3 protein-coding genes are annotated in these 3,552 nt (G+C 71.3%); 2 read left to right on the forward strand and 1 reads right to left on the reverse strand.

From position 1 onward, the window contains the following. Window positions 1–194: 194 nt before the first annotated feature. Window positions 195–626: a pyridoxamine 5'-phosphate oxidase family protein gene (locus ACPYOM_RS21240; RefSeq protein ID WP_481343522.1), complete on the reverse strand. Its 432-nt coding sequence runs from the start codon at window positions 624–626 to the stop codon at window positions 195–197. A 136-nt stretch (window positions 627–762) separates the two neighbouring features. Here ACPYOM_RS21240 and ACPYOM_RS21245 point away from each other — a divergent pair, with 136 nt between their 5' ends. Both ACPYOM_RS21245 and ACPYOM_RS21250 read left to right on the forward strand, forming a co-directional pair. Further along, window positions 763–2,832, forward strand: coding sequence for an NAD(+) synthase (locus ACPYOM_RS21245; RefSeq protein WP_481347475.1), 2,070 nt, complete (start codon window positions 763–765; stop codon window positions 2,830–2,832). Next, entirely contained in the window at window positions 2,829–3,386 is a 558-nt protein-coding gene (locus tag ACPYOM_RS21250) for an N-acetyltransferase family protein (RefSeq protein ID WP_481347476.1), read from the forward strand. The genes ACPYOM_RS21245 and ACPYOM_RS21250 overlap by 4 nt, the downstream gene beginning before the upstream one ends. The last annotated feature ends 166 nt before the right edge of the window (window positions 3,387–3,552 follow it).

Raw genomic sequence — 3,552 nt, forward strand, 5'->3', positions numbered from 1 at the left:
CCCCCCCCCCCCCCCCCCCCCCCTCCTTCTCCCAACCGGCCACCCCCCCCCCAGATTGCTACGCGTCTCGTGGGCTCGGAGATGTGTATAAGAGACATGCGCCGCACGCCCAGAGGTGCGGGCTTCCGTCAGGGGTGGGTCCTGCGTGACGCACCCGTGCGGGAAGTCCGCACTCCTCGGGCGGACGCGTCGGCTCAGGGCTCGACGCGCGCGTGCAGCCAGGGGCGGTGCAGGTCGAAGCGACGGCCGGTGATCTCGTCGACGGTGATCTCGACGACGACCGTCTTCGGGGTGTCGACCCACGGGCGAAGCGGCAGCTGCTCGATGGCCCACGTCGTGTCGCCGGTCAGCTCGTGGGCACGACCGCGGCAGATGACGCTCGTCGCGCGCTCGTCCTCGAAGTCGTCCACCTCGAAGGCGACGTCGCGGTTCATGGCGACGCCGAGCAGCTTGCTGCCCTCGGCGGTGAGGAACAGCAGCCGGTGGTCGGCGACGGCGTAGTTGATCGGGACGAGGTGGACCTCGTCGGCGAGGTGGTAGGCCAGGCGCCCGAACTCGTGGGCGCGGAGGAACTCCCAGCTCTCCTCGGGATGCAGCTCGTGCACCGGGCTCTCGGTCGTGTTCATCGTCGTCACCTCTCTCGGGTTCCCGGGTCGGTCGGCACCCGCCTCGGACTACTACCAAGTGTAGGAGACAGGGTGCCCGACGCACCCGGTTCCCGGCGAGGCTCGCGTCACAGCCGCGGTGCGATTGACTGGGGCCATGGACTTCTGGAGTGCGTACGCCCAGGGCTTCGCGCGCGTCGCGGCCTGCACCCTCCCGATCACCGTCGCCGACCCGGCCCGCAACGCCGACGCGGTGCTCGAGCAGGTGCGCGACCTGCACGACGAGGGTGTCGCGCTCGCGATCTTCCCCGAGCTGTGCCTGTCCGGCTACGCGATCGACGACCTCTTCCTGCAGGACCCCCTCCTCGACGCCGTCGACGACGCCATCGCGCGCCTCGCCGAGGCGACGGCCGACCTGCGTCCGCTCGTCGTCGTCGGTGCCCCGCTCGACCGTGACGGACGCCTCTACAACTGCGCCGTCGTCCTGCACCGCGGTCGCGTCCTGGGTGTCGCCCCCAAGTCCTACCTGCCCACCTACCGCGAGTTCTACGAACGGCGGTGGTTCGGCGCCGGAGACGACCAGCGCGGCACCATCGAGGTCGCCGGCGACCGCGTCCCCTTCGGGCCCGACCTGCTCTTCCGCGCCACCGACGTGCCCGGGTTCGTCCTCCACGTCGAGGTGTGCGAGGACATGTGGGTACCCGTCCCGCCGAGCCACGAGGCGGCTCTCGCGGGCGCCACCGTCCTGGCCAACCTCTCCGGTTCGCCCATCACGGTGGCCCGGGCCGACGACCGGAAGCTCTTGTGCCGCAGTGCTTCTGCCCGGTGCCTCGCCGCGTACCTTTATGCGGCCGGTGGTGAGGGCGAGTCGTCGACCGACCTCTCCTGGGACGGCCAGACGCTCGTCTACGAGAACGGGGCGCTCCTCGTCGAGTCCGATCGCTTCCCCGACGGCCCGCGTCGGTCGGTCGCCGACATCGACCTGGACCTGCTGCGCCAAGAACGGCAGCGTCAGGGCACCTTCGACGACAACCGCCGGGCGCACGCCGACCGCGTCGGTGGCTTCCGCACCGTCGAGCTCGAGCTGGCCCCGCCGACCGACGACATCGGCCTGCTGCGCAAGGTCGACCGGTTCCCGTTCGTGCCGGACGACCCCGAGCGGCTCGCCCTCGACTGCTACGAGGCCTACAACATCCAGGTGTCGGGTCTCGAGCAGCGGCTGCGCGCCATGTCGACCGACAGCTGGCGGCCCAAGGTCGTCATCGGCGTCAGCGGCGGCCTCGACTCGACGCACGCGCTCATCGTCGCGGCCAAGGCGATGGACCGCCTCGACCGGCCGCGCAGCGACATCCTCGCCTTCACGATGCCGGGTTTCGCGACGAGCGACCACACCAAGCGCAACGCGATCGCGCTCATGGAGGCCCTCGACGTCACGTGGGAGGAGCTCGACATCCGCCCGGCGGCCACTCAGATGCTCGACACGATGGGCCACCCCTTCGGTCGCGGCGAGGAGGTCTACGACGTGACCTTCGAGAACGTCCAGGCCGGCCTGCGCACCGACTTCCTCTTCCGCATCGCCAACCAGCGCGGCGGCCTCGTCCTCGGCACCGGCGACCTGTCCGAGCTGGCCCTCGGCTGGTGCACGTACGGCGTCGGGGACCAGATGAGCCACTACGCCGTCAACACCGGCGTACCCAAGACGCTCATCCAGCACCTCGTGCGGTGGGTCGTCTCCTCCGGCCAGTTCGAGGACCACGTCGGCGAGACGCTCCTGTCGATCCTCGACACCGAGATCAGCCCCGAGCTCGTCCCGGCCAAGGAGGGCGAGAAGCCGCAGAGCACCCAGGCCATGATCGGCCCCTACTCGCTGCAGGACTTCACCCTCTACCACGTGCTGCGCCGCGGCTACCGGCCCTCGAAGATCGCCTACCTCGCCTGGCACGCCTGGCACGACCCCGACGCCGGCGAGTGGCCGCCCGGCTTCCCCGACGCCGACCGGCTCGCCTACGACCTGCCCAGGATCCGCCGCTGGCTCGAGGTCTTCGTGCGGCGGTTCTTCGCCAACCAGTTCAAGCGGTCGGCCCTGCCCAACGGCCCCAAGGTCGCCGCGGGCGGGTCCCTGTCGCCGCGAGGTGACTGGCGCATGCCGTCGGACGCGTCGGCCGGGGCCTGGCTCGACGAGCTGGACGCCAACGTTCCGGACGTGTCGTGCGAGGACGCCTCGTGAACGGACGCCCCGCGCCCGGACAGCCCGCGCCCGGACGCCTCGAGCCCGGGCGCCTCGTGACGGTGCGCGAGTACGTCGACGCGGACTGGCCTACGGTCTGGGCCGTCGTCGAGCAGGTCGTGCGCGCCGGCGACACCTTTCCCTACCCGGTCGACCTCGACGAGGCGACGGCGCGCGCGACCTGGCTCGAGAACGGCCCGGGCGGACGCGTCACCGTGGCCGTCGACGACTCGGACGGCACCGTGCTCGGCACCGCGAAGATGGGTCGCAACCGGCCCGGGCCGGGGTCCCACGTGGCGACGGCGAGCTACATGGTCGACAGCGCCGTGCGCGGCCGCGGTGTCGGCCGGGCCCTCGTCGCGGACTCCCTCGCCTGGGCCCGCGACGCCGGGTTCGCCGCGATGCAGTTCAACGCCGTCGTCGAGACGAACACCGGTGCGGTCGCCCTCTACGAGAGCCTGGGGTTCACCGTCCTCGGCACGGTGCCCCGAGCGCACGAGCTGCCCACCGGTGAGCGCGTCGCCGCCCACATCATGCACACCGACCTCTGGTGACGTTTCGCGCGCTTCTGTTCGAAGCGCGCGAAACATCGGGTGAGCGGGACCGAGGCGCGCAATCCGGTGTCGGCGCGCGCGATAGGTCACGCGCCGACGTCAGAAGCGCGCGAAACGTCGTCGGGGGCGGGCGGCGCGGGGAGAGCCCTGTCTCTTATACACATCT

The organism is Monashia sp. HAY1-2A, assembly GCF_056755315.1.

What these genes read in the sequence shown, in the direction of transcription:
- ACPYOM_RS21245 (WP_481347475.1), top strand. Translation starts at nt 763, where the DNA reads ATGGACTTCTGGAGTGCGTACGCCCAGGGCTTCGCGCGCGTCGCGGCC.
- ACPYOM_RS21240 (WP_481343522.1), bottom strand. Translation starts at nt 626, where the DNA reads ATGAACACGACCGAGAGCCCGGTGCACGAGCTGCATCCCGAGGAGAGC.